Here is a 24,019-nt window from a genome sequence, read left to right as displayed (position 1 = left end):
TTGTTTAAAATTTATTTGATTAAAACCATTTTCGGGTAAAAAGAGTGACTAATGTTTTTGGTGAGAAAGTGATTATAAATCGTATTTTTTCATTGTATCTAGGTTGTGAAATTTCCCATCCATTATTTGAATAAACTGGAAAATAAAGTTCAAAGTAGTCTGGGACTAGATTTAAACGTACTCCGGTATCATAAGCAAAGAACTCGCTTTGATGTTTATTTTTCATAAAACCAATGTCTCCATATAATTCTACCCAATTCCAAACGGCATAACTGGCATTTAAAGTCGTCATCCATTGATTGGCGTAGGAAGGTTCCAATTGAGACTTAAAACCTCCTTCTGCAATTACATACTGCTGACTGAAAAAACCAGTGCTTTCTGATCTTCCAAATAGATTATAATCAAATAAATAATCAGTAGGACGGTCTAAACCAAAACTAAAATAATCTGAATTTGTTGTGTTGTACATAAAACTTCCAGCAAATAATCTTAAGTTTAATTTTCGGTTGTTTTGAAATAATCTTCTGTATTCAATCTCTCCAGACACTTTTCCAAATCCGCTTGAAAACTGTAAATCAGTCATGAAGTTAAAATGATCGATTAATTCAGTTTTAGTATTGGAATATCTCGCGTTAAAAATGGAATAATTTGGTTTTGAATTGTCTGTAATGTATGTACTTGCTTCTCGATTTACGATAACTTGACGGAATAAAAACAATTGCTTTCTATTGTCTCTAAAATCTTTTTCACGAATACGAAACTGCACCATCGGATTCAATCTTAAATAAGTAGCATCCGGCGCATAATGAAAATAATTTTGACTAATAGAGTAGCGGACATTGTATAAAGTGCTGTTTCTATAATATTCGTTCCAAGAAAAAGCAGAAGAACCAGAGAGTGTTCCTGCCTTGATAGAATACGCTGGATTTATATCAAAATTAAAAGGTTTGTCCAAAATGGTTTTATTATGAAAACGGATTCCTGGAGTAAAACCATCGTAGTAATTGTAAGTAAGCGTCGGAATATATAAAATCTGATTGTAAAATGGGTCTTCTAAATCTTTCGCAAAATTAAACTTAATTGGACGATTGGTTATAACAAGGCTTTTCAATGATTTCCAATTGTTTCTCTGGTTGTATTCTGGAACTTCATTGTCATAGTTTAAAACAATTTTATCTGCATTTTTTCTGTCAAATTCATAAACAGAATCTTTGTTTTTAGGCTCAATCCATTCTTTAAAAACGACTTTGTTTTTTTTAAGGCCATAAACAGGAATTGGAGCATAAATTCCGGTTTTGTTTTTAATCGAAAAGCTTACGCTGTCTACTGTTCTGGAAACGTGAGTAAATTTATAATCAATTATTTCTCGAGAGTCAATTATGGTATTAAAGAACCAATCTAGATTTTTGGGAGTTTTATTAATCAATATTTTTTCCAGATCATAACGATTCGTTTGCTGTATTTTGTTGAGATCATAAAATTCTTTTACGCTTTCTGGAACAATATCATGATTTAAATAATCGTCTAAATAACTCAAACTTAAACCAGCGCGGTATTTACTGGCAATTTGTTCGTTGAATTTAATTAGAGTATTTTTTGGATCTCCCAATGGCTGATCCAGATTTTTACGAGCCATTAGCATATAATAATAGCTGTACTGCTCGTTAAAAGTCAGATTGGTAATATTATAGCTTTTAAAGAGTTTCATGTCCGAAAGTCTTCCCAGCATTTTTTTATCCAGATGATTTTCTTCCATATATTTCATCATGGCATAAATCTGGATTCCATCATAAACCCAATTGTCTTTTCGAGAATCCACGCGAAGACTATTTTTGAGATAATTGTTTAAAAATGTTTTTAAGAATTGAATCTCAAACATAAATTCATCTGAAAACGGACTAATAAAAGAAGGTAGCTGATTTAGTCCATAAAAAGGATTTCGATCATAATCTGCTTGTGAAACTGTGATTTTTTCATGTGGATATTTCCCAATAAAATCCGATGCAAAAGAAACAACACGATCAATGATTATGGCTTTCTGAATTTCATCGATTTTTTTGTTTTTTAGATTGGTTTCTACTTCTAGCAAACTGTTATCATAAGTTCTAAAAGTGCTTTGTTTTTCAATATAAAGACTAAAATCTGTTCTGTTTTTACCGCTAAAAGAATAAATGCTGTAGTCTCTGTTGGAAACATCTTTAGAAACCGAATTTAAATCGGTTGTAATAACATATGGATTTGGGATTTTAACTTCAATTGCATAATCTGTTGTTGCATTGGCAATATCATCTAAATTGAAATTGTTGTATTTTATAAATCCATGGTTTTCAAAACGGGCAGGACTCAGAAACCAGTTTTTAAGTGCCATGCCACCATTTTGATCAAAACCAAAATCAGTAAATTTATCATTAGGAACTTTTACGATATAAGTCAGATGTAAATCGATTTTTTGACCTGGAAATAACTTTCGATTTAATTTTATGATGATATAATCTGGATTTTTTTCGGTTCGTTCCCATTCCAGAGCTGTAAAATCAGTATCGAGTAGATTTAGAATGGTAGTTTTTCCTCTGTCTGCCGCTTTTGCTAAATGAAAACCTCTGTAAAATTCATCAGAAAAACGTCTTGCAAGCGGAGTATTCTTATCTGCAAAAGCATTGTTCCAATCGTTTAAAACAATAGTTATCAGAGAATCTTCAGAAGTATTATGATACGTAATGTCCTGTTTTACGTTCAGTGTTTTTAGTTCGAGATTTACCGCCACCTCCATCTTAGAAAGATGTTGTGCTGAAAGTTTTATGGAGAACAATAAAACTACAATCGGGCAGATAATTTTAAAAAACAATTTCAAGAATGGCGCAAAATTTATCAGATATACTTAAGTTACGTACATAAAGCTACTTCGGATTTTTGTAAAAATAGTATAAAAAAAGCTGTTTCAAAAAACAGCTTTCAATTTTTACGATATTTAATGAAATTTAACCATATAAGCCATGTAAGTGAACTTGAATTATAGTACTTTAATAACAAAGTTGTAATTCCTAATATTACTCATATAGTTAAAAAAATTAGAAATTCGGACTTAAATCGTATTTCTTATAGAATTTATCCAAAACATCAACTACTTCATCTTCGGAGTCTACGATCTTAAATAAATCCAAATCTTCTGGACTAACCGTATGCATTTTTTCGACCAATACTGTTTTTACCCATTCGATTAAACCAGACCAAAATTCAACTCCTACCAAAATGATCGGGAATTTTCCAATTTTTTTCGTCTGAATCAAAGTGATTGCTTCAAACATTTCGTCCAAAGTTCCAAAACCACCTGGCATAACCACAAAACCTTGAGAATATTTGACGAACATTACTTTTCTCACAAAGAAATAATCGAAGTTCAAGTTTTTATCGTGATCGATATAAGGGTTAAAATGCTGTTCAAATGGCAATTCGATGTTTAGACCAACCGAAGTTCCGCCTCCTAAATGCGCACCTTTGTTACCAGCTTCCATAATTCCAGGGCCACCGCCTGTAATTACACCATAACCTGCTTTACTGATTTTATAAGCAATTTTTTCTGCCAATTGATAGTATTTATCGTCCGGCTTGGTTCTAGCAGAACCAAAAATAGAAACACAAGGCCCAATTCGTCCCATTGCCTCATAGCCATTTACAAACTCAGACATAATTTTAAAAATTGCCCAGCTGTCATTGGTTCTAATTTCATTCCACGTTTTTTGCTTCAAACGGTCCTGAATTACTTTGTCTTCATCATTATCAAAATCTTCTAATCTCATTTTAGGTATTTTAATTTATTATGTTATTCTATATTTTCTATCATATTTGAAAGGAGAAGCTTATTCCTGCTGTCCGCTGTATCTTTTGCTGTGAACCCCACAGCAAAAGGATGTCTCTCGAAGCTTCGGGACCATGAGGGCTAGGGCAGTTGGTTTCCAAATAAATAGTTGGTTTAATTGAAAGATCTCTCTTTTAACTTTGTATTTTTTCAAAAAAAGCGGATACTAAATTAACACTTTTTTCTAGAATTGTTACAGAAAACAGGAATTATAATCTAAAAGTAAAGTTTAGGTAATGATGAAATTGAGGTTTTGGTTTCATTACTAATTGTTTATACAAATAGAATTCTGAATTAATTATTACATCAAAATTAAATATACCGTTCCTACGGAACTCAATTAACGTTGCGAATTAATAAAATCAACGGATTAAAATCCGTTGCTACAATATTAATCGTTCCTAATGAACTCAATTAAAAGAGCCATTGGCTCGACCAAATTTTGTAGCGACGGATTTTAATCCGTCGTTAGAACGAACGACACAGCAAAAGATCCGTAGGATCGGTCAATATCTATAACGGGTTGTTACTTCAAATTTTCTATTGTAATAGTTTTATAAGTCTCGCAATAAGTATCTTTAGGAACATTATTTCTTTTCCCTGGTTTAATTATTTCATTAAACGAAAGTATAACGCGATCAATTTCGTCTTTAATAATCTTATTTGGCGCGATCGAATTTACATGCGTAATTTTTCCTTCCTTGTTAATTGTAAAACGCGGACTGAAAATAATTTCGCCTCTTAATTCTTGGCTGTTAAGTATTTTTAATGAAATGTTTTGCAATATATATTGATGTAACTTATCGTAAAGACATTTATTAAGCTGCCAGTACATTTGTAAATCTTGACAATCTTTTACAACTGGAGGTGCATCTATTACAACAAATTGACTTGCTTTTATTACAACTTCTTTATCTTCTTTAGCAAATAACTGCACACTGATTTTACCCGATTTATCACTTTCTTTCAATCCTAGTTTTTCTAAAGGAAATTTTTTGAAAACTTCAATAACTTTTCTGTCCAATTCTTTGTCACCAGTATTAATTCGGCAGTTTGTTGCTTTGCCTGTTTTACTTAATTCGAAAGTTAATCGAATGGTATAATTGTATTTGCTGTTTGAAAAATTATCATACAAATAAGAGTCCTTAATTGAGGTAAAATCAATTTTTTTGAGAAGTTTTTTCTCCAGATGAATCTTAAAAAAGTTTGCTAAATCACTATTTTGACTTGGCTTCGCTAAAGCTTGAAAGATGTTATTTTCGTTTAAATATTCGTCCTCCTTTTCTTTTTTGGTATAATAAGGATTATCCGATTGGTCTTCTTTTATATTTTTAACTCGTTCTCGGACAACTTTATTGAGACTGTCTTTTTGAGATTGGGAATAGGAGGTAAGAGAGAATATCGATATTATAATAAATAATACGGTGGTTTTCATATTTCGCTTTTTTAGAGCTAAAATATAAAATAATTACTGTTAAATTATGAAAATATAAGAATCTTTGTCAAAGCTTGAAAACCTTGACAAAGATATTTTTTTTACTCTAATTCTTTCTTCAAAAACTTAGCAGTGTAACTCTTTTTATTCTTAGCTACTTCTTCAGGAGTTCCTTTGGCAACTAATTGTCCACCACCTTTACCGCCTTCTGGGCCAATGTCGATAATATAATCTGCCAGTTTGATAACGTCCATATTATGTTCGATTACCAAAATCGTATTTCCTTTGTCAACCAGTTTATTGATAACTTCCATCAAAACGCGAATATCTTCAAAGTGTAATCCTGTAGTAGGTTCATCTAGAATATAAAAGGTATTTCCTGTATCTTTTTTAGACAATTCTCCGGCCAGTTTAATACGCTGTGCCTCACCACCGGAAAGTGTTGTACTTTGCTGACCAAGTGTAATATATCCTAAACCAACGTCCTGAATGGTTTTGATTTTTCTATGAATCTTTGGGATGTTCTCAAAAAATGGAACTGCTTCATCAACTGTCATATCTAAAACATCAGAAATAGATTTTCCTTTATAACGAATTTCTAAAGTTTCTCTGTTAAAACGTTTTCCTTGGCAAGTTTCGCATTCTACATAAACATCTGGTAAAAAGTTCATTTCGATTGTTCTTACTCCAGAACCTTCACAAGTTTCACATCGTCCGCCTTTTACGTTAAAACTGAAACGTCCTGCTTTATAACCTCGAATCATGCTTTCTGAAGTCATCGTAAACAAATTTCTGATTTCTGTAAAAACTTCCGTATAAGTCGCAGGATTCGAACGTGGAGTACGCCCAATCGGACTTTGGTCAATATCGATAACTTTGTCAATATGTTCTAAACCTTCAATTTTTTTATAAGGCTGTGGTTTTTTTACACCATTAAAATAGTAGGCATTTAAAATCGGATAAAGTGTTTCATTAATTAAAGTTGATTTTCCACTACCCGAAACTCCCGTAACGCAGGTCATTTGTCCTAAAGGAATCTCAATTGAGACATTTTTTAAGTTATTTCCTGTTGCTCCAGTCAGTTTTAAGAATTTTCCGTTTCCTTTTCTTCTTTTCTTTGGAATGTCAAATTTCATTTTACCATTCAGATATTGAGCGGTAATCGTGTTTGATTTTAAAGTTTCTTTTGGAGTTCCAATGCTAATGATTTCTCCACCATATTTTCCAGCTTTTGGCCCAATATCAATTACATAATCGGCTGTTTCGATCATGTCTTTATCGTGTTCCACTACAATAACCGAGTTTCCAATATCACGTAATTGCTCCAAAGAATGAATCAATTTTTCGTTGTCTCTTTGGTGTAAACCAATACTTGGCTCATCCAAAATATATAAAACTCCAACTAACTGGGAGCCAATTTGTGTTGCTAATCTGATACGTTGTGCTTCTCCTCCAGAAAGCGATTTTGAACTTCGGCTTAAAGCCAAATAATTCAAACCAACATTCATTAAGAAGTTCAAACGGTCTTTGATTTCTTTTACAACCTCAGAAGCAATCAAAAGCTGTTTGTCAGTCAAATGGCTATTCAAATCTTGAAACCATGCTGTTAAATCTGAAATATCCATATCACACAATTCCGTGATATTTTTTTCATTTACTCTAAAAAATAAAGCTTCTTTTTTAAGACGGGAACCATCACAAACCGGACATGGAATTTCGTCCATAAAATCTTTTGCCCATCGTTTGATACTAGTTGTAGCACTTTCATCATATTGATTTTTGATGAAATTTGAAATCCCTTCAAAATCAATTTTGTATTCTCTGGTTACACCAAGATCTTTTGAGTTGACGGCAAATTTATCTTTTCCGCCATGCAAAATCATGGTCATGGCTTCTTCGGGGATCTTCTCGATTGGATCGGTAATTTTAAATCCGAATTTTTCTCCAATGGTTTCCAGTTGTTTGAAAATCCATGAAGATTTGTATTCGCCAAGCGGAGCAAAACCACCACTTTTAATAGACAATTTCGGATTTGGAATAATCTTTTTTACATTGATTTCATGAACCGTTCCTAATCCGTTGCAATGCGGACAAGCTCCTTTTGGTGAGTTAAAAGAAAATAAATTCGGTTCCGGATTTTGATAAGATATTCCGGTTGAAGGGCACATCAAATTTCGGCTGAAATAACGAACTTCATTAGAATCCTGATCTAAAATCATCAGGACATTTTCACCATGATGCATGGCAGTATTGATGCTTTCAGCCAATCTTTTCTGATTGTCAGGTGTATCTTCAATCTGCATTCTGTCTACCACAATTTCAATATCGTGTGTTTTGTAACGATCCAATTTCATTCCAGAGACCAAATCCTGAACTTCGCCATTTACACGAACTTTTAAAAATCCTTGTTTTGTAATTTGCTGGAATAATTCGGCATAATGTCCTTTTCTCGCTTTAATAACCGGAGCCAAAATATTGATTCGTTTTCCTTTATAATCTTGAATAATCAGATCTTTAATCTGCTCATCAGAATACGAAACCATTTTTTCGCCTGTGTTATAACTGTATGCATCAGCACCACGAGCGTATAAAAGTCTAAGGAAATCGTAAATTTCAGTAATGGTTCCAACAGTCGAACGCGGACTTTTGCTGGTTGTTTTTTGTTCAATGGCAATTACTGGCGAAAGTCCGTCAATTTTATCAACATCAGGACGTTCCAGTCCACCAAGGAATTGTCTGGCGTATGCCGAAAAAGTTTCAACATAACGACGCTGGCCTTCAGCATAAATGGTATCAAATGCCAAGGATGATTTTCCCGAACCCGATAAACCAGTGATTACAACCAGTTTTTCACGCGGAATAGAAATGTCTATATTTTTAAGATTATGAACTCTTGCACCAAGAACTTCAATAGTATTGTCTTTTTCTAACATAATTTTGAGCAAAACGCAAAGTTACCACTTTGATTTGTTCTTTTAGTGCTCGATAGCAAAACTTTATGTTACAATTAGTAACAAAAAACGCTAGTATAAACTAGCGTTTTCTTTTTCGGGTTGCTATATAATCTTCGATGGCTTCTTTGGTGGTGTACCAGTTTCTGCCTTCTTTATAAGCGTCTATTTTCCCTGTTCTGGCTAATAAACTTACATATTCCTGACCATAAGGTGTATCAGGTTCGCTAACAATGTTTTGAATAGATTGATAATCATAACTGCTTCCTGGCATAGCGCTTAAATAAATATTAAGTGTTCGTTCAAGTGCCTGACACATCAAAAGTGTTAGTTTTTGATAATTACCATTATTGGCTTGATTAAGCGCTTCGTAATATTTTTTCCTGTCATTTTTTAGTATAATGGCAGGGGGAAAACCACAACGCATCAATAATAAATTCATGCTTAGACGAACTGTACGGCCGTTTCCATCAAAAAAGGGATGAATCCAGACTAGTTTATGATGGTAAATTGTTGCCAATTCAATATCGTTTAGTCCTAACGGATTTGTATTGATAAACTCAATTAATTCATCAAGATAATCTGAAACCTTATTGGCGTTTGGAGGCATAAAATTAGCTCCTGAAATACGAACACCACCATTTCGAATTCGCCCAGCAAAATCATCCTCAATGGATCGTAAAACAAGACCATGGATAGAAAGTATGTCAATACTTCTAAGCTTGTAATTTTCATCTACAATTGAATATAGATAGTCGATTGCTTTATCGTGATTGTGTGTTTCAAAATGTTCGCGAAGAGATTTTCCCTTAATCGTAATGCCTTCCTGGATTACCATTTGGGTTTCGCGTAGACTCATTGTATTTCCTTCAATACTATTTGAATTGTAAGTCCATTCTAGAGATAAACTTTCACGGATTTTATTCAAAGCGATATTAGGCAATGGTCTGCTGGTTTGCAGTTCCTGCCTTTTTTGGTACAACCGATCAAATGTTGATTGAAATTCTTCTCTGTATGTTAGGTTTATATTCCACATAATCCTACAAAAGTACTTCTTAATATCGGATAATAAAAATTTTTAACTTATCCGATATTAAGGTTATTCTATCGTCATAGCGCGTAGTTTGGTTCTGTAAGCTTCCAATGCTATAGATTTGGATATGAAACCGTAGTATTTTCCATTTCGTAAAACCGGAAGAAATGCCGATTTAGATTTTTCGAATTTACTCATTACAATTTCCATGCTGTCAAAAGAAGAAATTGTTGCGGCAGGAGTTTTCATAACATCTTTTATCTGAGTGTATTTTACTCGATAGGAATTAAAGATAATTTCTCGGATATCATTAAAATGGACTACACCAACCAATTCTTTTTCATTGTCAACAACCGCAAAAACGACTTGATTGGAATGAGAAATAAGATCAACCAATTTGCTCAAATTTTCTTCCGGGTGAACTGTTAAATAATCACATTGAATAATAGTATCAATGTCTAAAGTGGAAAGAATATTAGAATCTTTATTACTGGTAAAAGCGTGACCTTTTTTTACTAATCCTTTTACGTCAAGCGAATATTTTTCGTAACGTTTTGAAATTGCAAAACTGATGGAAGAAACAATCATAAGCGGAATCATTAAACCGTAACCTCCTGTGATTTCTGCAATTAAAAATATTGCCGTTAATGGAGCGTGAAATAATCCACTCAAAATACCCGCCATTCCAACCATGGTAAAGTTGGTAATTGGTAGTTTTGACAAACCTATCATTGTTATTAGCTTAGAAAAGAAATATCCCAGATAAGAACCTAAAAATAGAGAAGGAGCAAAGTTTCCTCCATTTCCACCGCTTCCAAGAGTTAGTCCCGAGGCAAAAACTTTCATCATCATAGTGGCACCCACAAAAAGCAGTAAAACCCATTGATTATTTCTAAAATCTGCAAAAAGAGTATTGTCTAATAATTTTCCAGGATCGGTTTCAGATAAGGTTCTAATGCTTTCATATCCTTCGCCAAATAGAGTTGGAAAAACAAAAATCAGCAATGCTAAAAGTGACGAGCCAATTAATGCTTTTTTATAAGGATTGATCTGTTGTTTGGCAAAATAATGTTCTACTCTCTGGAAATTTCGGGAATAATAAATTGCTGTTAGCCCTGTTAAAACCCCTAATATTACATAAAAAGGAATATTGTGATAATCGAATGTTTCTTGTTTTTTGAAGCTTAAAAGAATGCTTTCGTCCAAAACAATAGCTGAAACTAATGCACCGGTTGCCGCAGAAATCATAATCGGTGTAAAAGCAGAAATGCTCACGTCTACCAATAAAACTTCAATTGCAAAAAGAACACCGGCAATTGGAGCATTAAAAGCAGCGGCAATTCCAGCAGCAACACCACATCCAATTAATAAGGTTCTGTCCTTATACTGCATTTTATAATTCTGAGCATAATTAGAACCAAATGCGGCACCTGTAATTACAATCGGACTTTCTAAACCGGCAGAACCTCCTAAGCCAACTGTTAACGAACTCGTTACGATTTGAGCATACATCTGCTTTCTCGGAATGATACTGGCTTTTTTGGCTACAGCATAAAGTATTTGAGAAGTTCCTTTTTGGATACTTCCATTTAGGACTTTTTTTACAACAAAAACAGTCAATAGAATTCCGACAATCGGAAGGATACTATTAATAAAGCTTAACTTTAAGATTCCGTTAATGTAAGTTGCAAAGGAGAAAACGCTGTGTGCGAAAGTTTTTAGTACGATAACAGCAAGAGAGCACGAAATCCCAATAAGAACGCTTGACAAAAAAAGAAACTGCTTTGGAGTCATTAAGGATTGTGCCAAAGCAATGATGCTTTCGAGTCTTCTGAAATATTTTTTGAGCATTCTTTTTAAAATTATTCGTTCTTACAAAATTAGTTTATAATGTTAGATTAAAAAAATAAAAACGAATAAGTATTAAAAGCCAACTGCTTTATCATCTCCTCTAAAGTCAGCTCCGCCTTCTAATTTACTGTCAGGCAAGATTAAAATGGCATCCACTTTTCCGATGATTGGAGTTGGTTTTTCATTGATTAAGTAATTTTTAGCTTTTAGTTTGTCTATTGTTTTTGTCTCAAAAGCATTTGGTTCAAAAGTAATCAAATCAGGAAGCCACTGATGATGAAAACGTGGTGCATTTACTGCTTCCTGCATGCTCAGATTGTATTCGTATACATTTAAAATAGTTTGCAAAACTGAGGTGATAATAGTAGAACCGCCCGGAGTTCCCACAACCATAAACAATTTTCCGTTTTTCTCCACAATTGTTGGTGTCATCGAACTCAACATACGCTTTTGCGGTGCAATACTGTTGGCTTCATTTCCAACCAAACCAAACATATTTGGCGAACCTGGTTTAGCACTAAAATCATCCATTTCATTATTCAAAAAGAAACCTAATTCATCGCAGTAATATTTAGAACCGTATCCATCATTTAAAGTTGTGGTTGCTGCAATTGCATTTCCAAATTGATCTACAATAGAATAATGAGTCGTTTCGGTGCTTTCAGCATAATTGACTTTTCCTTCTTTTATTTCAGAAGACAAAGTGGCTTTTTCTGGATTAAAACTTGCCATTCGATCACGTAAGTAATTTTGATCTAATAATTCTTTTACTGGAATTTTGACAAAATCCGGATCTCCTAAAAAGTAGCTTCTATCAGCATAAGCTCTTCTTTCAGCTTCTACAATAACTTGAATGGCATCAGGAGAATTATGTCCCATTTTGGATAAATCATACGGTTCCAGCATTTTTAAAATCTGCGCCAAACAGATGCCGCCGCTGCTTGGTGGAGACATCGAAGTGATTTTTAAATCTTTGTATGTAAACTGAAGCGGTTTTCTCCATTTGGCTTCATATTTTGCCAAATCTTCCATTGTAATGATGCCACCTTTTTTCTTCAGATAATCAACTAAAATTTTAGCTGTCTCACCTTTATAGAATTCATTTCTTCCTTTTTTCTGAATTCTTTTTAAAGTCTTTGCCAGCGCTGGATATTTGATCGTATCATTCTCTTTGAAAGTTCCAGATAAAAGAGAATTCTCTCCGTTTATCTTAACAATTTTATCATGATAATCGTTTAAACTTTTTTCTTGTTTTTTGGTAACTATAACACCTCTTTCAGCCAAAGCAATTACAGGTTCTAAAATTTTAGCAATAGGCATGGTGCCGTATTTTTTATGAACGGCAAAAACTCCAGCGATAGTTCCCGGAACGCCAATTGCTAGAGCTGTCTCGGTACTTTTGCCTTTAATGACATTTCCATCGCTGTCTAGAAACATATCTTTTGTAGCGGCCAATGGTGCTTTTTCACGATAATCTAAAGAACCTACTTCGCCATTTGCTTTTCTATATACCATAAAACCGCCGCCGCCAATATTTCCCGCAAAAGGAAAAGCGACTGCCAATGCCAATTCGGTTCCAACCATAGCATCAAATGCATTGCCGCCTCGTTTCATAATGTCTGAACCAATTTTAGAAGCCTCTTCACGAGCCGAAACGACCATTGCTTTGGTTACAACTAATCCTGTTGGATTTGCTTGCTGCGCGTTAGTATTAATATAAATGAGAGCTATTAAAAGCGTAATTTTTTTCATGTGTAATGTGATTTGTAATGAAAACTAAAGCTGTTAAAGCGTAATCAATTTTGCTTTGGCTTGTACTTTTATTTCTTCAAAAAAAGAAGTGAATTCTTCTTCAAAATCATCATAAAATTCATTTAATTCTTCTACCGCATATTGCATTTTAGAAATGTTTTTAGATCTGCGGTCCATTTGTGTCAGAATCTGGTGGATTCCTTCGGTGGTGCGATAACTTAAAAGCCAGTTTCTTTCGATCATGTATGGCATTAAACCCTGTGTTTTTTCTGTTAAAATATCATAATTATCGTGTAATGAATTGTAGAATCTATTGATAAAAGTTTCTAGTTTTTCGTCTGAATATTTTGTCCAGTTTTTTGCCAGAAAATGATCGTAAACAATATCTACAATAACGCCAGAATAATGATGATATCTATCGTGTAATCGTTTGGTGCTTTTTCTGAAAATATCGTGAGAATCGGTATAAGTGTCAATGAAACGATGCAGTAAAATTCCTCTTTGAACATCTTCGGGAAAATGTTCAAATTGTTTGCCGCGAATTCCATCGGCCATAAAATTCCCTATTTTAATCAAATCATTTTCTCCAGAAAGATATATATGGGCTAAGAAATTCATTTTTTCTATAATTGCTGAGAATCTTAGTGGCTAAGTTTCCGAGTTGTTTTAGTAAATGTATAAAAACTTTTTTAAATCATTTTGTTATAAAAATACGCAATGAAAGTGCTTTCTTATAAGTTAAAATTGAAATCTTAGAAACTTAGCGCCTTAGTAACTCGGTAACTTTTTTATATTTGTAAAAAAATAACCCTAACTCACAAAAATGACTCTAATAAAATCTATTTCTGGAATCCGTGGGACGATCGGAGGAAAAGTAGGAGATAATTTGACTCCTGTTGATGCAGTGAAGTTTGCGTCGGCATACGGAACTTTCTTAAAAAATAACATTGCTAAAGATAAATTAACCGTGGTAATTGGTCGTGATGCCAGAATTTCTGGGCCAATGATCCACAATTTAGTTGTAAATACTTTAATTGGTTTAGGAATCAATGTGATTGATCTTGGACTTTCTACAACACCAACGGTTGAAGTAGCTGTTCCATTAGAAAAAGCAGACGGAGGAATTATCTTAACAGCTTCTCACAATCCAAAACAATGGAATGCCTTAAAATTATTAAATGCTAAAGGAGAATTCTTAAGCGGCGCTGATGGTGCTAAAATTTTAGAAATTGCTGAAGCAGAAGCTTTCGATTTTTCTGACGTTGATAGTTTAGGCGAAATCATTTTGAATGATGCTTATATGGATATTCATATCGACGAGGTTTTAAATTTGCCTTTGGTTGATATAGAAGTTGTTAAAGAAGCTAAATTTAAAGTGGTTGTTGACGGTGTAAATTCTTCGGGAGGAATTATTATTCCAAAACTTCTGAAACAAATGGGAGTGGAAGTAGTAGAATTATACTGCGAACCAAACGGACATTTCCCTCATAATCCAGAACCTTTAAAAGAGCATTTAACGGATATTTCAGAATTAGTTGTAAAAGAAAAAGCGGATTTCGGAATCGTGGTAGATCCAGACGTAGATCGTTTGGCGTTCATCAGCGAAGACGGAGAAATGTTTGGTGAAGAATATACACTAGTTGCTGTAGCAGATTATGTTTTAAGTAAAACTCCTGGAAATACAGTTTCTAATATGTCTTCTTCTCGTGCATTAAGAGACGTTACAAAAGCCCACAACGGAAACTACGAAGCAAGTGCAGTAGGAGAGGTAAATGTGGTAGAATTAATGAAGAAAAACAATGCTGTAATTGGTGGTGAAGGAAACGGTGGAATTATCTATCCTGAATTACATTACGGACGCGATAGTTTGGTTGGAGTTGCTTTATTCTTAACACATTTAGCAAACAAAAAAATGTCGGTTGCAGCTTTGAGAGCTTCTTATCCGGAATATTATATGAGTAAAAATAAAATTGAATTGACACCGCAGATTGATGTCGATGCGATTTTAACTCAAATGACAGAGAAATATAAAAACGAAGATATCTCGACAATTGACGGTGTAAAAATTGATTTTGCTACAGAATGGGTTCATTTAAGAAAATCAAACACAGAACCAATTATTCGTATTTATACCGAAGCACCTTCGCAGGAAGCTGCAGATAAATTGGCACTTCGTATTATTGACGAAATTAAAGTTATTGCTGGAATCTAAGATTTTAGTTTTAAATCATAAAAAAGCCTCTATTTGCAACAAAAGAGGCTTTTTTGCTTTCAATAAAAAAAGTTTTTTCAATTTTCACATCATGATGTCATTCCGTAGGAATGTTTCATTGGTAGTAAAATGTTTCATTGTGGTGGAAAAAAATGTGATCCGAGCATTTACAGGTTTCGCATTTTAAAAGAAAAGTCCGAAAAACAACATTTGTTTTTCGGACTTTTTTAATCATTAATTAATTTTATGTTTCCATCTTTTGTGCGTCCATAAATAGAACTCCGGTTTTGCGAGAATTTGTTTTTCAACTTCTTTTAAATACATTTCTGTAATCTCGAAGTCTTCAAAATCTTTTGGATTGTCTGCAAGAGATAAAAAGGTAGCTTCGTAAAATCCTCTCTTAACTTTTTCGACTTTTACCATAATTACGGCCAGATCGTATTTTTTAGCCAGCATTTCGGCTCCAGTATGAACAGGAACTTCAACTCCCATAAATTTCATCGAATGAAAAATTCTATCCAGTTTAGGCGATTGATCGCTTGCCAGACCATACATGCTTAAAACTCCATTACGCTGGTTTTGAGCCATGGTTGGAATTGCTTTTCTGGTTTCGATCATTTCAGTATTATATTTTGAACGGATTTTTCGAACTAATTTATCAAAATAGGGATTGGCTAGTTTTTTATAAACAGCAACACCTTGAAATCCAAGTTTAGGATTTATCGTTAAAAGCCATTCATAACTTGCATAATGTGAAGCTACAAGAATGACGCTTTTTCCTTTTTTAGCATAATCCAAGACCAAATCGATATTGGTTACATGAAATCTTCTTTCCATTTCTTCAGGAGACATACTCATCGTTTTGACCATTTCCAAAAACATATCGCACATATGTTTGTAGAATTTTTTTTCGATGTCTTTCCTTTCAGCATCACTTAAATGTGGTAAAGTAAGTGCCAGATTTTCACGGACCACTTTTTTACGATATCCAATAACTCTGTAAATCAGAAAATAAACAAAATCTGAGAATAAGTAAAATATAGGAAAAGGTAATATAGAGATTAGCCAAAGTAAAGGGTAGGCCAAAATATAAACAAGAAACTGCATGTAAAATTTTTTTACAAAGATAAATTAAAAATCATTATCGGTCGATATTTTGCATTCTTGCTAACTTATCTTTAAGAATGATTATATTTACAATTCACAATAATTAGTATTTATGAATATCATTGTAGTAGGGATTATAGTTGCTAACGCACTTATTAGTTACAAAGGTTTTAATGATCTTTATTTTTTTAGAAAGTATGAATTTCATGTAGGAAGTATTCGTTCTGGAGAACAATTTAGGATGCTGTCTTCTGGTTTTTTGCATGTAGACATGATGCATTTAATTTTCAATATGCTGACACTTTACTTTTTTGCGCCTGTTGTGTTAGATTTACTCGGAAATTTTTCTTTTGTCCTTATTTATTTTGGAAGTTTGATTTTCGGAAGCCTTCTGACGATGCTTTTTCATAAAAATGATTATAGCTACCGTGCTGTTGGAGCTTCCGGAGCTGTAACGGGAGTTTTGTATTCTGCGATATTATTAAGACCTGATATGATGCTGGGAATATTTTTTGTTATTCCGATGCCGGCCTATATTTTCGGAATTTTATATTTATTGTATTCGATTTATGGAATGAAAGCTAAAAACGACAATATTGGCCATACAGCTCACTTTGGTGGTGCTATAGGCGGTTATGTGATCACTTTGATAAAAGAACCTTCTTTATTTGCCGATCAAACTATGATGGTAATTCTGTTGGCTATTCCAATTGTGATTCTTTTTGGAATGGCAAAATTGGGAAAATTATAATGCTGGCATAACTTTTGAAAAGCCTTTAGTAAATATTAAAATTTAACAAAAATGAAAAAACTAGTATTATTTTTAACAATCATGTTTATGACTATGTCTTACGGCCAGGAAATCAAACAAATACCTCTAATCAATGTAAATGGGGAAGGAAAAGTAAAAGTAGCACCTGATCAGGTTTGTATTTCAGCTACGGTTGAAACAAAAGGGAATAATGCTAAAGACGTTAAAAAACAGAATGACGAAAAGATGGACGCTGTTTTAAAATTCATCAAAAAAATGAATGTTCCAACAGCAGATTTCAAAACAAAACAAGTTTCTCTAAATCCGCAATACGATTATGAGAAAAAGAAAACTTCTTACAACGCTACACAAACGGTAGAAATTGTAGTAAAAGATTTGTCTAAATATGATGAATTAATGGAAGGTTTGGTACAGCAAGGAATTAATCGTATTGATAGAGTTTCTTTTGAATCTTCTAAATTAGCACAATATCAATCGGAAGCTAGAAAATTAGCGATGAAAGATGCTAAAGTAAAGGCAGAAGAATACGTATCTGTTTTAGGACAGAAAGTAGGTAAAGCGTTTACAATTTCAGACAATTCACAAGTTTATCATCCACAGCCAATGTATGCTGCGATGAGAATGAAAGAAGCAGATTCAATGGGAGCTTCAAATGAAACTTTAGCTATTGGAGAAATCGAAATTACAGCAAATGTCAGCGTAAGTTTTGTTTTAGACTAAACAATATAAATTCGAATATTAAAAATCCAAATTCCAAATTTCTTGGGATTTGGATTTTTTGTTTTTTGAAGCTGTATTTTTGTTATTTATTTTGAAAACCTTTTTATGAATAATCCTGAACAATTTTTAAGAAACCATATAGAAAAAGTTGTCCTTTTGACAGATGAAGAAGCTTCATTCATTGTTTCTCATTTTAAACTGGAAACATTTAAGAAAGGTCAATTTATTATTGAAGAAGGAAATGAAGTTCGCAATGTATATTTTTTATTAGCGGGACTTGTAAAGTTGGTTTATGAAGATCAAGATGCTAAAAAACACATTGTTTCATTTGCCATGGAAGATTGGTGGGAAACCGATTTTCAGGCTTTTTATACACAAACGAAAGCCACATTGTCATTAGAGTGTATTGAGGATACAATTGTGTACAGTCTTTCATTTGAAAACTTCGAAAAGCTTTGTAATGACTTGCAGAAAATGGAACGTTTTTTTCTTAGAAAATCAATAGCTGGGCATATTGGTTCTCAAACACGAATATTATCTTTTTTGACTTCAAACGCAAGAGAAAGATACGAACAGTTGCTTCTTAAAAATTCCTCTCTTTTACAACGTGTTCCTAAAACTTCTTTAGCTTCTTATTTAGGAGTTTCGCGCGAGACATTGAGCCGCCTTTTTATGTAAGGCTTGTAAATAGTGATATTTGTCACGCCTTTAAAAAATTTAGTCTGCTGATTTTTGCATCTGTTAATTTTAAAAATTTAAAGATGGAAAAACGAGTAATAAATCCTTGGAAATGGCAGTATGCTAGAAATTATGCCCAGGCAGTAGAAGTTACAAATGTTCAAGGTACGCTATATGTTTCTGGACAAACGGCAATAGACGACAATGGAATTTCTAGTAATGCCGATATGAGAAGTCAGCTTCTACAAACATTAGATAATCTAGAAAAAGTGATTTCTGATGCGAATTATCAATTAAAGAATATCGTCCGATTAAATATTTACACCACAGACAGTGCTTCGTTATTTGAAAATTTTGATGTTTTTCAGAATTGGATCCATGAAAATGAGATTAAACAATCCAGTACTGTTTTGGAAGTAAAAAGCCTTTTTGAGACTTTGAAAGTGGAATTGGAAGCAACTGTTGTAAAGTAATTATAAAAATAGGAGCAAATAGTAAAAATCCTGATTTTGAGTTGAACTCGAAATCAGGATTTTGTTATGGATATAAAGAATATTCTAATAAAATTAGATGAATCTCTGCAGTTTTTATATCCAAACTTCTTTTTTACTAATTATTTAGAAAATAAAAAGGACAGATTTTACTTTCATATTAATTGATTTCTTAGCTTTGTAGTACGCACCATAAAAAACTTTTTATTATGCCGATAATTGAACAATCAGAATATAATTTTCCTTCGATTATTCATCGCAATAGGCATATTTCCACCATTTATGCCGCTTTGATTAAAAAGTTCGATGCTCCGGATTATACAAGACACAAACTGGAGTTAAATGACGGAGATTTTATCAATATTGACTTTGTTCTAAACAATTCGAAGAAGGCCGTTATTTTATGTCATGGCTTAGAAGGAGATTCTCGTAGAACCTATAATAATAGCTGTGCATCTTATTTTCTGGATCAAGGTTTTTCTGTTTTTGCTTGGAATAATAGAACCTGTGGCGGCGAGATGAACCGACTTCCAAGACTTTATCATCATGGTGCGGTGGATGATCTTAATGAAGTAGTACAGTTTACTTTGCAAAAAGGATTCGAAGAAATTTATTTGATTGGTTATTCAATGGGCGGTGTACAGCTTTTGAATTATTTGGGCTGGACAAAAATTGATGCGCGTATAAAAGCAGCGGTTTCGATTTCGGTGCCCACTCATATTGCTACAAGCGCTGCGGTTTTGAAACAAGGTTTTAATAAAGTCTATTTAAAGAATTTTACCATCGATATTAAGAAAAAGCTGAAATACAAAGCCGTTCAGTTTCCTGATTTTATAAATCGTGACCAGATTGATAAAATTTCTTCTTTTGATGAAGTCGATCAATATTTTACAGCACCGCTTCATGGTTTTGCAAGCAGAGAAGACTATTATCACAAAGTTTCTCCAGAATTTTCGCTTAAAAATATTACGACTCCCGTTTTAATTATAAATTCGCTTGATGATCCTTTTTTAGGGGAGAGATGCTATCCAAGAGCGATTGCGCAAGATAGTGAATATGTATTTCTTGAAACTCCAAAATATGGCGGACATTGCGCTTTTCCGTTACGTAATTCAACTTATTCTTATGCAGAAAAAAGAGCCTATGAGTTTTTTAAATCGTATCAATTTCCTGAAACTTTTAAGGCTTAAGAATTATTGATTCAGTTCTTTATTTTAACTCTGCTGTAAAAAACTTACAGTTCCTGATAATTAGTGGGCTTTAATTAGTTTTCGTTTTTAACTTAACATACAGTTTATGATTAAATAAACTTCCGATTGTATCCTTGTCAGTTAAAATACAAACGATGACTAGGATATTACTATTTCTTTACTTTTTCACAATATATTCATTTGGACAGCAGATAAAATTTGAGAATTTTACCACCAATCAAGGGTTGTCTAATAATTCTGTAGTAGATATAGAAAGCAGTAAAGATGGAGGATTGTGGATTGCAACTTGGGACGGTTTAAATTATTTTGATGGTTATAATTTCAAAATTTTCAAAAACAATAGCACTGATCCTAAAACAATATCAAGTAACTATATTACTAAATTAGAAAAAGATTCAGAAGGACAAATTTGGCTGATTACTAAAGAAGGACATGTTAACCGATATATTGGCAACAATGAGTTTCAGGAATTTAAATTCAAAAGTCTTCCAACAGATATTTATTTATCTCAAAAAGGAAATATTGTTGTAGAAACAGGGAAAAAATATTACGAACTCAAGAATAAATCTTTTGTAGAAATTGCCCGTAATACTATTAAAAATTCAGATTATCCAAACCTGAAAAGTATTCTGCTTAAAAAGTATCCAAACCTTATTATAAATGATATCCTAAAAGACAAAGCTGGAAATATCTGGTTTGCGACGCGTGAAAACGGATTGTATATTATTACTAATGAATTAGACGAAAATAATATACAGCACTTCACATCCGATTTATATTCGCCTTATTCCTTTAAAAATAATGAAATAGAAACCATTCATGAGGATAATTTTGGAAATATCTGGTTAGGACAGAAAGATGGAGGATTGAGTATGGCATACAGTGGTTCTGAAAAGATAAATTCGGTGATGCCACATCCAGTTAAAGAACCCAATCTTCCAAATGAAACCATCAGAGCAGTTACCAAAGACAGCAAAGGAAAAATTTGGTTAGGTTATTATACAAGAGGACTTTATTATTACAATGAATCAAGCAATTCTTTTCAGAAGTTTAATAGTAATAAAGCAGCGTCAAGTCCAGATTGGGAAAGAATACGAACATTATTTACTTCCAGCGATGGATCGGTTTGGGCAGGTACTTATGAGGGAATTCTGCGTATTTCGGATCATAATATCACAAGTTTTGAGAAGAATAGTATTGCAGGAATGTCTATTGGCAGATGTTATTCTATTTTTGAAGATCAAAACAAACAGCTTTGGATGGGATGCTGGGGAGGTTTGGCTAAGTTCAATTTGGCAACAGGAAAGTTTGAAAAGTTTAAAGGACAAGAACTGCTCAGTAAATATCATATTAGGTGTGTCAAAAAAAGCAATCAGAATTTGATATTGGCAACCGAAAATAGCGGTGTAGTTATTTTTAATTTAACAAATGGCACATTACAAAAAATAACGACCAAAGAAGGAATTTTAGGAAACAGTATTTATTCTGTTTTTGTGGATAATGAATCAGATAATTACTGGATTGCTTCTTTGGGTGGCGTAACTATTTTTAATAAAAGAAAAGGTGTTGTCAAAAACATTACAGAAGCTGAAGGTCTGCCAAGTCATATGGTTTACGGACTGATCGATAATGGAGATAAAGTATGGTTGAGCACCACAAAAGGAATTGCTTCTATTGACAAGAAAAATTATTCGGTTACTTCATATAATCCTAATTATGGCTGGCAGGCTACAGAGTTTTCAGAAGGCGCATATTATCAAGATTCAAAAGGGAATTTATTCTTTGGCGGTGTAGGCGGACTCAATTATTTTAATCCCAATACCATTCAAGGTAATAATGCAAAAGCAAAAATTAAATTGAAAATAGATGGAAATGAAAATTATTTGTCCGCGATTGAAAAAGGTTTTAGTGACAACGAATTAAAAATAGAAGTTATTCCCATTTTATTTCCTCATAATAAAAGAGCTAATATTTATTACAAACTGGAGGGAAAAGATGAAAATTGGATTTTATTGCCTGCCGATAATAAAATTGAGTATGCTGGTTTGTCTTCTGGAGATTACAGTTTTGTGATAAAGGAAGGAATAGACGGTATTCCCGAACCTGCTTTTTTTACACTTCATATTACTGAAGCTTTTTATGAATCGATTTTATTTTATATTTTATTATCGACCCTTATATTGCTGGGTTGTCTGGTGGTGATTTATATCAAAAATAAAACTGCGGTGGCACAGCAACAATACATGGAAGAGTTGGTAAAAGCAAGAACAGCTGTTATCGAGAATCAGAAAAAAAATCTGGAAGAAATTAATGCAGAGCTCGATCAAAAAAATAAAAAAATTGAAGAGCAAAAAGAAAAACTTCTAATTCTTCACAGCAATTTAAAAAATGAAAATTTCGAAATTGAAAAGTTCAAAACATTTATGCTGGCTGAATTTCAGGAACCAATTTCAAAAATAATTAAAACTTCCAGCTCCTTAAAAAAAGATACCGAAACACAACGCGCTTTATTATTCGAATCAGGGAAATTGGTTAATCTTATTTCGGAATGGAATTATCTGGAACATGTGAAAGATTTAGGGCCTGTTAAAAAAACGGCAGTGAATTTATTCCCTGTTCTAAAAAATAATGTCGAAAAACTAAAAAAAGATTCGCAGCTTAATGAAGTAAACTTTAATTGCGAAATAGATAATACCGATTGTTTTGCCGCTGTGGACGTTTTACGCTTAAAACTTTCGATGCAGTATTTTTTTAATGATTTAAGCAAGTATTCAGATAAGGATAGTACTTTAAAAATTACCATTGCTTATCAAAATGATTTTATAGAAATAAAAACGATTTCAGATAGTGTTATTCTAAAAAATAACTGGTACAATATATCGCATTATAGCCCATATTTTAAAGCTTTAGAAGTTTTGCTTCAAGATATGAATGGAGAAATTATTTCTTCGTCTGAAGAACTGTTTCAAGCCAGATTACGTATTCCTATCGAAGTTGTCGATTCTAAAGTTAATTTAAAAGAAACAATCTCCTGGAAAAACTTCAATCATCAAGATCAGTTTTCTCCAGATAAAAAATGTCTTTTGGTTTTTGGTGATCCGTACAATACTCCTGCAGCCAATCAGATTTTGGAAAGCGACAAGTATAATGTGATTTTTGAGAGTTCCGTTTCAAATTTAAATGCTATTATTAAACAGGCTGAAATTGCCGCATTAGTTTTTTATCAGGCAGAATTCTCTAGAGAGCTTACTAATTTTCTAAAACAAAATAAAGAGGTAAGCGTTGAAAAAATGCCGCTTATTTATATCTCTGAGAATATTAACTACGAACAGGATGAACAATTGTTAGAATTGGGTATTGATACTCATATTAAACTGCCGGCAAGTTTATCATTTATTAGCAAAAAGATTAATAGGCTGATCAATCAAAATAGCGAACCTGTAAAAGAGTATAAAATCCAGCAGAAGATATTTGAAATCCTGACAGAAAATAATGAGAATATCACACCTAACGAAAAGCTTCTGAAAAAGGCTTTAGAAATCATTAAAGAAGAATTACAGAATCCAGCCTTTAATGTTGAAATGATGGGGGAACAATTAGGTATTTCTAGAGTTAAATGTTACCGTTTGTTTAAAGAAATTTTGAACCAGTCTCCATCAGATATTTTAATGTCTCTTCGCTTGCAGAAAGCCGAATTATTATTAAAAACTAAAAAATTGAACATCTCTGAAATCAGTTTTGAATGTGGTTATAATGATCCAAAATACTTTGGACGCTCTTTTAAGAAGTATTTTGGCAAAAGTCCGAAGGAATATAAAGAATATTCGCTTTAGGTTTTCTGTTAGCCCTGTATTTGCACAAAGTTAGGCTAATGTTAATGTACAAAATTCACCCTTTTTCAGCGTTAATTCTATCCTAAATTGAATTAAAAGTCCTCTTTTGAAAAACAA

General features: G+C 32.9%; 16 protein-coding genes. 7 read left to right on the top strand and 9 right to left on the bottom strand.

What is annotated here, in order from left to right; translation table 11 throughout:
• Positions 1 to 19: 19 nt before the first annotated feature.
• The 8 genes from P2W65_RS22205 to P2W65_RS22170 form a co-directional block, all read right to left on the bottom strand.
• Entirely contained in the window at positions 20 to 2,770 is a 2,751-nt protein-coding gene (locus P2W65_RS22205) for a gluzincin family metallopeptidase (RefSeq protein WP_289666214.1), read from the bottom strand.
• A gap of 298 nt (positions 2,771 to 3,068) precedes the next feature.
• Complete coding sequence (locus P2W65_RS22200; RefSeq protein ID WP_289661356.1) at positions 3,069 to 3,797, bottom strand: LOG family protein; 729 nt, start codon at positions 3,795 to 3,797, stop codon at positions 3,069 to 3,071.
• A gap of 585 nt (positions 3,798 to 4,382) precedes the next feature.
• Positions 4,383 to 5,291: an energy transducer TonB gene (locus P2W65_RS22195; RefSeq protein WP_289661353.1), complete on the bottom strand. Its 909-nt coding sequence runs from the start codon at positions 5,289 to 5,291 to the stop codon at positions 4,383 to 4,385.
• Positions 5,292 to 5,392: 101 nt separating this feature from the next.
• Positions 5,393 to 8,224 (bottom strand): excinuclease ABC subunit UvrA, encoded by a 2,832-nt coding sequence (uvrA, locus tag P2W65_RS22190; RefSeq protein ID WP_289661350.1) that lies wholly within the window; start codon positions 8,222 to 8,224, stop codon positions 5,393 to 5,395.
• Between the two features lie 100 nt (positions 8,225 to 8,324).
• Complete coding sequence (locus P2W65_RS22185; RefSeq protein WP_179005089.1) at positions 8,325 to 9,278, bottom strand: Fic family protein; 954 nt, start codon at positions 9,276 to 9,278, stop codon at positions 8,325 to 8,327.
• A 63-nt stretch (positions 9,279 to 9,341) separates the two neighbouring features.
• Positions 9,342 to 11,126: a chloride channel protein gene (locus P2W65_RS22180; RefSeq protein ID WP_289661345.1), complete on the bottom strand. Its 1,785-nt coding sequence runs from the start codon at positions 11,124 to 11,126 to the stop codon at positions 9,342 to 9,344.
• A 72-nt stretch (positions 11,127 to 11,198) separates the two neighbouring features.
• Positions 11,199 to 12,878: a gamma-glutamyltransferase gene (gene ggt / locus P2W65_RS22175; protein WP_289661343.1), complete on the bottom strand. Its 1,680-nt coding sequence runs from the start codon at positions 12,876 to 12,878 to the stop codon at positions 11,199 to 11,201.
• Positions 12,879 to 12,911: 33 nt separating this feature from the next.
• Positions 12,912 to 13,496, bottom strand: a complete 585-nt coding sequence (locus tag P2W65_RS22170) for an acyl carrier protein phosphodiesterase (RefSeq protein WP_289661341.1) — start codon at positions 13,494 to 13,496, stop codon at positions 12,912 to 12,914.
• Positions 13,497 to 13,701: 205 nt separating this feature from the next.
• On the opposite strand from P2W65_RS22170, the gene glmM reads away from it, so the two are divergent.
• Positions 13,702 to 15,090 carry a phosphoglucosamine mutase gene (gene glmM, locus P2W65_RS22165; protein ID WP_289661339.1) on the top strand — a complete coding sequence of 463 codons (1,389 nt, stop codon included), beginning with the start codon at positions 13,702 to 13,704 and terminating at the stop codon, positions 15,088 to 15,090.
• Positions 15,091 to 15,324: 234 nt separating this feature from the next.
• Here the strand turns inward: glmM and P2W65_RS22160 are convergent, their stop codons facing one another.
• Positions 15,325 to 16,197 carry a lysophospholipid acyltransferase family protein gene (locus tag P2W65_RS22160; protein WP_289661337.1) on the bottom strand — a complete coding sequence of 291 codons (873 nt, stop codon included), beginning with the start codon at positions 16,195 to 16,197 and terminating at the stop codon, positions 15,325 to 15,327.
• A 112-nt stretch (positions 16,198 to 16,309) separates the two neighbouring features.
• On the opposite strand from P2W65_RS22160, the gene P2W65_RS22155 reads away from it, so the two are divergent.
• The 6 genes from P2W65_RS22155 to P2W65_RS22130 all read left to right on the top strand — a co-directional run bounded on the left by P2W65_RS22155 (position 16,310) and on the right by P2W65_RS22130 (position 23,902).
• Positions 16,310 to 16,948, top strand: coding sequence for a rhomboid family intramembrane serine protease (locus tag P2W65_RS22155; RefSeq protein ID WP_289661335.1), 639 nt, complete (start codon positions 16,310 to 16,312; stop codon positions 16,946 to 16,948).
• 51 nt (positions 16,949 to 16,999) lie between these two features.
• Positions 17,000 to 17,689, top strand: a complete 690-nt coding sequence (locus P2W65_RS22150; protein ID WP_179005101.1) for an SIMPL domain-containing protein — start codon at positions 17,000 to 17,002, stop codon at positions 17,687 to 17,689.
• Positions 17,690 to 17,794: 105 nt separating this feature from the next.
• Complete coding sequence (locus P2W65_RS22145) at positions 17,795 to 18,367, top strand: Crp/Fnr family transcriptional regulator (protein WP_289661331.1); 573 nt, start codon at positions 17,795 to 17,797, stop codon at positions 18,365 to 18,367.
• Between the two features lie 83 nt (positions 18,368 to 18,450).
• A complete protein-coding gene (locus P2W65_RS22140) occupies positions 18,451 to 18,840 on the top strand; it encodes a RidA family protein (RefSeq protein WP_289661329.1) in 390 nt (129 codons plus the stop codon).
• A 227-nt stretch (positions 18,841 to 19,067) separates the two neighbouring features.
• Positions 19,068 to 20,048 (top strand): YheT family hydrolase, encoded by a 981-nt coding sequence (locus P2W65_RS22135; RefSeq protein ID WP_289661326.1) that lies wholly within the window; start codon positions 19,068 to 19,070, stop codon positions 20,046 to 20,048.
• 155 nt (positions 20,049 to 20,203) lie between these two features.
• Complete coding sequence (locus P2W65_RS22130; protein WP_289661323.1) at positions 20,204 to 23,902, top strand: AraC family transcriptional regulator; 3,699 nt, start codon at positions 20,204 to 20,206, stop codon at positions 23,900 to 23,902.
• Positions 23,903 to 24,019: the final 117 nt, after the last annotated feature.

It is taken from the genome of Flavobacterium panacagri (assembly GCF_030378165.1).
Taxonomy (GTDB): Bacteria; Bacteroidota; Bacteroidia; order Flavobacteriales; family Flavobacteriaceae; genus Flavobacterium; species Flavobacterium panacagri.
The sequence above is the reverse complement of the archived record's forward strand: the minus strand, read 5'-3'. Positions and strand labels throughout refer to the sequence as shown.

Excerpts from the sequence above, each read along its gene's own strand:
- P2W65_RS22160 (WP_289661337.1), bottom strand. The coding sequence starts at position 16,197 with ATGCAGTTTCTTGTTTATATTTTGGCCTACCCTTTACTTTGGCTAATC.
- glmM (WP_289661339.1), top strand. The coding sequence starts at position 13,702 with ATGACTCTAATAAAATCTATTTCTGGAATCCGTGGGACGATCGGAGGA.
- P2W65_RS22155 (WP_289661335.1), top strand. The coding sequence starts at position 16,310 with ATGAATATCATTGTAGTAGGGATTATAGTTGCTAACGCACTTATTAGT.
- P2W65_RS22185 (WP_179005089.1), bottom strand. The coding sequence starts at position 9,278 with ATGTGGAATATAAACCTAACATACAGAGAAGAATTTCAATCAACATTT.
- P2W65_RS22170 (WP_289661341.1), bottom strand. The coding sequence starts at position 13,496 with ATGAATTTCTTAGCCCATATATATCTTTCTGGAGAAAATGATTTGATT.
- P2W65_RS22205 (WP_289666214.1), bottom strand. The coding sequence starts at position 2,770 with ATGGAGGTGGCGGTAAATCTCGAACTAAAAACACTGAACGTAAAACAG.
- P2W65_RS22180 (WP_289661345.1), bottom strand. The coding sequence starts at position 11,126 with ATGCTCAAAAAATATTTCAGAAGACTCGAAAGCATCATTGCTTTGGCA.
- P2W65_RS22145 (WP_289661331.1), top strand. The coding sequence starts at position 17,795 with ATGAATAATCCTGAACAATTTTTAAGAAACCATATAGAAAAAGTTGTC.
- P2W65_RS22200 (WP_289661356.1), bottom strand. The coding sequence starts at position 3,797 with ATGAGATTAGAAGATTTTGATAATGATGAAGACAAAGTAATTCAGGAC.
- P2W65_RS22150 (WP_179005101.1), top strand. The coding sequence starts at position 17,000 with ATGAAAAAACTAGTATTATTTTTAACAATCATGTTTATGACTATGTCT.
- P2W65_RS22195 (WP_289661353.1), bottom strand. The coding sequence starts at position 5,291 with ATGAAAACCACCGTATTATTTATTATAATATCGATATTCTCTCTTACC.
- P2W65_RS22130 (WP_289661323.1), top strand. The coding sequence starts at position 20,204 with ATGACTAGGATATTACTATTTCTTTACTTTTTCACAATATATTCATTT.
- ggt (WP_289661343.1), bottom strand. The coding sequence starts at position 12,878 with ATGAAAAAAATTACGCTTTTAATAGCTCTCATTTATATTAATACTAAC.
- P2W65_RS22140 (WP_289661329.1), top strand. The coding sequence starts at position 18,451 with ATGGAAAAACGAGTAATAAATCCTTGGAAATGGCAGTATGCTAGAAAT.
- uvrA (WP_289661350.1), bottom strand. The coding sequence starts at position 8,224 with ATGTTAGAAAAAGACAATACTATTGAAGTTCTTGGTGCAAGAGTTCAT.
- P2W65_RS22135 (WP_289661326.1), top strand. The coding sequence starts at position 19,068 with ATGCCGATAATTGAACAATCAGAATATAATTTTCCTTCGATTATTCAT.